The 5,733-nt window shown below is 62.5% G+C and carries 6 protein-coding genes; 5 read left to right on the forward strand and 1 reads right to left on the reverse strand.

The annotated features are described in order from the left end of the window. The first annotated feature begins 61 nt into the window (after nucleotides 1-61). The 3 genes from arcC (at nucleotide 62) to OC610_RS19990 (ending at nucleotide 1,824) form a co-directional block, all read left to right on the forward strand. Nucleotides 62-991, forward strand: coding sequence for a carbamate kinase (arcC, locus tag OC610_RS19980; RefSeq protein ID WP_264430128.1), 930 nt, complete (start codon nucleotides 62-64; stop codon nucleotides 989-991). A 63-nt stretch (nucleotides 992-1,054) separates the two neighbouring features. Next, the gene (locus OC610_RS19985; RefSeq protein ID WP_264430131.1) at nucleotides 1,055-1,414 is read left to right on the forward strand and encodes a DUF5064 family protein; all 360 of its coding nucleotides are present in this window, start codon (nucleotides 1,055-1,057) and stop codon (nucleotides 1,412-1,414) included. A 233-nt stretch (nucleotides 1,415-1,647) separates the two neighbouring features. Then, nucleotides 1,648-1,824: a hypothetical protein gene (locus OC610_RS19990; protein ID WP_264430132.1), complete on the forward strand. Its 177-nt coding sequence runs from the start codon at nucleotides 1,648-1,650 to the stop codon at nucleotides 1,822-1,824. Between the two features lie 7 nt (nucleotides 1,825-1,831). Here OC610_RS19990 and OC610_RS19995 read toward each other — a convergent pair whose 3' ends face one another. Next, nucleotides 1,832-2,725: a helix-turn-helix domain-containing protein gene (locus tag OC610_RS19995; RefSeq protein ID WP_264430134.1), complete on the reverse strand. Its 894-nt coding sequence runs from the start codon at nucleotides 2,723-2,725 to the stop codon at nucleotides 1,832-1,834. A 172-nt stretch (nucleotides 2,726-2,897) separates the two neighbouring features. On the opposite strand from OC610_RS19995, the gene pobA reads away from it, so the two are divergent. Beyond that, nucleotides 2,898-4,088, forward strand: a complete 1,191-nt coding sequence (gene pobA, locus OC610_RS20000) for a 4-hydroxybenzoate 3-monooxygenase (protein ID WP_264430135.1) — start codon at nucleotides 2,898-2,900, stop codon at nucleotides 4,086-4,088. Between the two features lie 43 nt (nucleotides 4,089-4,131). Continuing rightward, complete coding sequence (locus OC610_RS20005; RefSeq protein WP_264430137.1) at nucleotides 4,132-5,667, forward strand: MDR family MFS transporter; 1,536 nt, start codon at nucleotides 4,132-4,134, stop codon at nucleotides 5,665-5,667. Nucleotides 5,668-5,733: the final 66 nt, after the last annotated feature.

Consider the following 5,733-nt stretch of genomic DNA (forward strand, 5'->3'; position numbering starts at 1 on the left):
GAGCAAGCTCGCTCCCACAAGGGAATTAGGTTGTTCGATCCATTTTTTAAAGGACAACACCATGCGCATCGTCGTTGCCCTGGGCGGTAACGCCCTCCTGCGTCGGGGGGAACCCATGACCGCAGACAATCAACGCAGCAACATCCGCACCGCGACCGAACAGATCGCCAAGATCCATCCGGGCAACCAACTGGTCATCGCCCACGGCAACGGCCCGCAGGTCGGCCTGCTGTCGTTGCAGGCGGCGGCCTACACCTCGGTCACGCCGTACCCGCTGGACGTGCTCGGCGCCGAGACCGAAGGCATGATCGGCTACATCATCGAACAGGAACTGGGCAACCTGCTGGACTTCGAGGTCCCGTTCGCCACGCTCCTGACCCAGGTTGAAGTGGACGCCAACGACCCGGCGTTCCAGAACCCGACCAAGCCCATAGGCCCGGTCTACAGCCAGCAAGAGGCGGAAAAACTTGCCGCCGAGAAAGGCTGGGCCATCGCCCCGGACGGCGACAAGTTCCGCCGCGTGGTCGCAAGCCCCAGGCCCAAGCGCATCTTCGAGATCCGCCCGATCAAATGGCTGCTGGAAAAAGGCAGCATCGTGATCTGCGCAGGTGGCGGCGGCATCCCGACGATGTATGACGTCAACGGCAAGCTGCAAGGCGTGGAAGCGGTGATCGACAAAGACCTGTGCTCGGCGCTGCTGGCCGAACAACTGGACAGCGATCTGCTGGTGATCGCCACCGATGTCAACGCCGCGTTCATCGACTTCGGCAAGCCGACCCGCAAAGCCATCGCCCAGGCCCACCCCGACGACATGGAACGGCTCGGTTTCGCCGCCGGGTCCATGGGGCCGAAGGTGCAAGCCGCCTGCGAATTCGCCCGCAACACCGGCAAGGTAGCGGTGATCGGATCGCTGTCGGACATCGATGCTATCGTCCAGGGCACCGCTGGCACCCGCATCAGCATGGCAACGCCGGGGATCGTTTATCGGTAACGGCAAAACTTATGCGGCAGGCGCGGTGTCTGCCGTTCTCCACGCCTTCGAAGGAGAGACCTTATGGCCACGTTCCAACCCGGTCACCTGCACATGGAGCGCCATGCGCTGAACAAGGACGACTACAGCTACAACCTGTGCATCGACTACGAGATTGCACAGGTTCCCAAGGAGGGAACGGGCATGTCCTTCCGCCTGCACGGCACGGTGGAAGACAAGAACGTGGACGAGACGTTTTTCCTGGCCAAGGACCAGGCCTTCGACTTCGCCCGCCACGCCACCCGCATCGCCCAGCAATACGGCATGCCGAAGACCGCCAGCATCGGCTCGATGCACAAGTACTACGACGAAATGTTCGAAGACGTGCGCCACCAACTGGACGTCAAGCCGGGGGATCCGATGAAGCCTGAGCACCTGGCATAACCCGGTTAAAAGACCACCCCAATCCCCTGTGGGAGCGAGCTTGCTCGCGATGAGGGCGGGTCAGTCACCCTGAGTGTCGACTGATCTACCGCTATCGCGAGCAAGCTCGCTCCCACAAGGGATATCAGTGTTCTGAATATCGGTTAAACACCCTCACTGCCTCGCTGGCAACCCGCCACGGCTGACCTATGCTCAAAGCAGTACCCCCGGGTATTCGTTCAGAGGTCATCGCCATGAACATCAAAACAAGAAGACGCCTCGCCATCTTCATCACCTGCACCGCCACGCTTGCGCTGTACGGCACCGCGGCGTATCGGGTCGAGCAGGCCAGGCAGTTGCCCCGTGAATACGCCAGCTGCAACTTCGAACGCTGCATACCGCACAACGCATCCCTGAACGCTCTGCGCTGAGGCGGTTTCAGTCGTCTGGCTGATCGGTCTTGAGCCGGTCGCGGAAGGCCTTTGGCGAAATGCCGACACGCCGGCGAAACAGTCGGGTGAAGTTGGTCGGGTCAGAGAAGCCGAGCAGTTCGGATATCTCATAGATCGTCATGCCGGTGTAGGTCAGCAGCCGCTTGGCTTCCAACAATTGCCGCTCATGCATGATCTGCAATGCCGGCTGCCCCGCCAGTTCGCGGCACGTACCGTTGAGGTGCGACACCGAAATGCCCAGGCGATGGGCCAGGTCTTCGACCTTGACGTGCTGGCGATAGGTTTCTTCCACCAGTTGGATGAAGCCGTTGAGGTACTCCCGGGCCCTTTGCGGGCGCTGGGTCGAGGTGCGCCGGCTCATCACCTGGCGACTGACCCAGACCATGATCACGCTGACCAGTGCGTGCATGAGCATTTCCCGGGCCGGTTGATGCCCGACGTACTCGGCCTGCAAGGCGCTGAACAAACTGTTGAGATAATCAGCGTTCTCGCCGGCCGGGTAGGCTTCGGCCTGGGCCAGGATATTGACCGAATGGCCCAACTGCCCTTGCAGGTGCGTGACCAGCGGCGCTGCCAGCGTCACGACATAACCCTGCACATCCTCGGAAAAACGAAAACCATGGACCGACAGCGGCGGCAGGATCTGCACCGCCGGCTCGTCAAGCCGGGTGCGTTGGCCTTCAATTTCCAGCTCTGCCTCGCCCTTGAAGACAAACAGCAACTGGCACAGGTCGGCATGCCGATGGGGCTTGATCTCCCATTGGTGCTCGCTGCTGCGGCTGGAAATGGTTTCGCAGTGCAGCAGGTCCGGCGTGGGCCAATCCTGGCTTTCGCCATAGAGCTTGAACACCGGGATCGAAGGCAGCTCAGTTTTCTTCATAACGAGGATCGGCCTTGGGTTACGGGCGGTAATCGCACCGATTGGCAGAAAGTACAGGTTTCAGCGCAGTTTTCCCCTTCAATTGACAGGTCCGCAAGCGAAAAATGCACGCCAGGATTACTAAAAATAAACGTCGACCCTGGTCGCGTGCCTCTTGCGAGTCATAACAACAATGAAAACCCTCAAGACCCAAGTCGCCATTATCGGCGCCGGCCCCTCTGGACTGCTGCTCGGCCAGTTGTTGCACAACGCTGGGATCGACACCGTGATCCTCGAACGGCAGACGCCCGACTACGTCCTCAGCCGCATCCGCGCCGGCGTGCTTGAACAAGGCATGGTGCAGTTGCTGCGCCAGGCCGGGGTCGGCCAGCGCATGGACGCCGAAGGCCTGCCCCACGATGGCTTCGAGCTGGTCCTCAACGGTCGCCGCGTGCACATTGATCTCAAGGGGCTGACCGGCGGCCAGAACGTCATGGTCTACGGCCAGACCGAAGTCACCCGTGACTTGATGGCCGCCCGCGAGGCATCCGGTGCCCGGACCCTGTATCAGGTCGACAGTGCCCAGCCCCACGACCTCAAGACCGATCATCCCTTCGTGACCTTTGAACACGCCGGCGACACCTGGCGCCTGGACTGCAATTACATAGCGGGCTGCGACGGTTTTCACGGCGTGGCACGGCAGTCGATTCCGGCGGAAAACCTCAAGGTCTTCGAGCGCGTCTACCCGTTCGGCTGGCTCGGCATTCTCGCCGACACCCCGCCCGTCCACGAAGAACTCGTCTATGCGCGCCACGAGCGCGGCTTTGCCCTGTGCAGCATGCGCTCACGGACTCGCACCCGTTATTACCTGCAAGTACCCGCCGAGGAGCAGGTGTCGGACTGGCCGGACGAGCGTTTCTGGACCGAGCTGAAAAACCGCTTGCCCGCCGACCTGGCCGAAACGTTGGTGACCGGTCCTTCCATCGAAAAAAGCATCGCGCCGCTGCGCAGCTTCGTCGTGGAACCGATGCAGTACGGACGGATGTTCCTGGTCGGCGACGCCGCCCACATCGTCCCGCCGACCGGTGCCAAGGGGCTGAACCTTGCTGCCAGCGATGTCAGCACGCTGTTCAACATCTTGCTCAAGGTCTATCGCGACGGTCGCGTGGACCTGCTGGAACGCTACTCCGACATCTGCCTGCGACGGGTCTGGAAAGCCGAGCGGTTCTCCTGGTGGATGACGTCGATGCTGCACCGCTTCGATGACGATGCGTTCAACCAGCGCATCAGCGAAGCGGAGCTGGAGTATTTCGTCGACTCCGAGGCCGGTCGGAAAACCATTGCGGAAAATTACGTGGGCCTTCCTTACGAGGCTATCGAATAGCCGGCTATCGATTTAAACTGCGGGCATTTCGCCGCCAGGCACGATGCCCGCAGGTTCCACCGTGACTCAGCTCAATACTGCCCAAGCCCAACAGCCCGCCATCCGCAGCGTGCTGGTGGCGCTGATGCTGGCAATTTTTCTCGGGGCGTTGGACCAGACCATCGTCGCGGTCTCGATGCCGGCCATTTCCGCGCAGTTCAAGGACGTCAGCCTGCTGGCCTGGGTGATCTCCGGCTACATGGTCGCCATGACCGTGGCCGTGCCGATCTACGGCAAGCTGGGCGATCTGTATGGCCGACGGCCGCTGATGCTGTTCGGCATGGGCCTGTTCACCCTCGCCTCGCTGTTCTGCGGGATGGCGCAGAACATGGAGCAATTGGTGCTGGCGCGGATTTTCCAGGGCATCGGCGCCGGCGGCATGATTTCCGTGAGCCAGGCGATCATCGGCGACATCATCCCGCCCCGCGAGCGCGGTCGCTACCAAGGGTATTTCAGCAGCATGTACGCAGTGGCCAGCGTCGCCGGCCCGGTGCTGGGTGGCTACATGACCGAGTACCTGTCGTGGCGCTGGGTCTTCTGGATCAACCTGCCGCTGGGCCTGGGCGCCTGGCTGGTGGCCCGGCGCACGCTGGTGGGGCTGCCGGTGCCGCAACGCACGCCGATCATCGACTATTTGGGCACCGTGTTGCTGATCATCGGCCTGACCGCGTTGCTGCTGGGCATTACCCAGATCGGCCAGGGCCACGCCTGGCACAGCCGCGAAGTGCTCGGGTTGCTGGGTTGCGCCGTGGTCGTGCTGGCCCTGTTCGCCTGGCATGAACGCCGCGCCCGCGAGCCGTTGCTGCCCATGCACTTGTTCGTCAACCGCAGCGCGGTGCTGTGCTGGTGCACGGTGTTCTTCACCAGTTTCCAGGCGATTTCCCTGACGGTGCTGGTGCCGTTGCGCTTCCAGAGCGTGACCGGCGCCGGCGCCGACAGTGCCGCGTTGCATTTGCTGCCGCTGGCGATGGGGCTGCCGATCGGCGCTTATTTCGCCGGGCGGCGGACCTCGGTCACCGGGCGCTACAAACCGATGATCCTCAGTGGCGCCCTGCTCTTCCCGTTCGCCATCCTCGGCATGGCCTTCACCCCGCCCGCTGCGTTCTGGCTCAGCAGCCTGTTCATGTTGCTCAGTGGCATCGCCTCCGGCATGCAATTTCCCACCTCGCTGGTGGGCTCGCAGAATTCGGTGCAGCAACGGGACATCGGCGTCGCCACCAGCACCACCAACCTGTTCCGCTCATTGGGCGGCGCGGTGGGCGTGGCGCTGATGTCGGCGTTGCTGCTGGCGCTGCTGCAGGATTCGGGTTTCGCCCAGCTCGCCGGCTCGTCGATGATGGGCGAAGGGCATTCCGGCAACGTGCTGCTCGATGGCCTGAATGCCGCGCCGGGCGAGGCGCTGGACGTTTTGCGCGAAGAATTGCAGGAAACGTTCCGGCACTTGCTGATGATCAGCGCGGCGGTGTCGTTGCTAGGACTGGCGGCTGCCGTGGCGATGCCTGATCGGCTGTTGCGCGGGCGAGAAGAAAAGGCTCGTTAGCACGGACGACACCTGTGGCGAGGGGATTTATCCCGCTGGGCTCCGTAGGAGCTGGCGAAGCCTGCG

Origin of the sequence: Pseudomonas agronomica, assembly GCF_025917275.1 — a bacterium.
Taxonomy (GTDB): domain Bacteria; phylum Pseudomonadota; class Gammaproteobacteria; order Pseudomonadales; family Pseudomonadaceae; genus Aquipseudomonas; species Aquipseudomonas agronomica.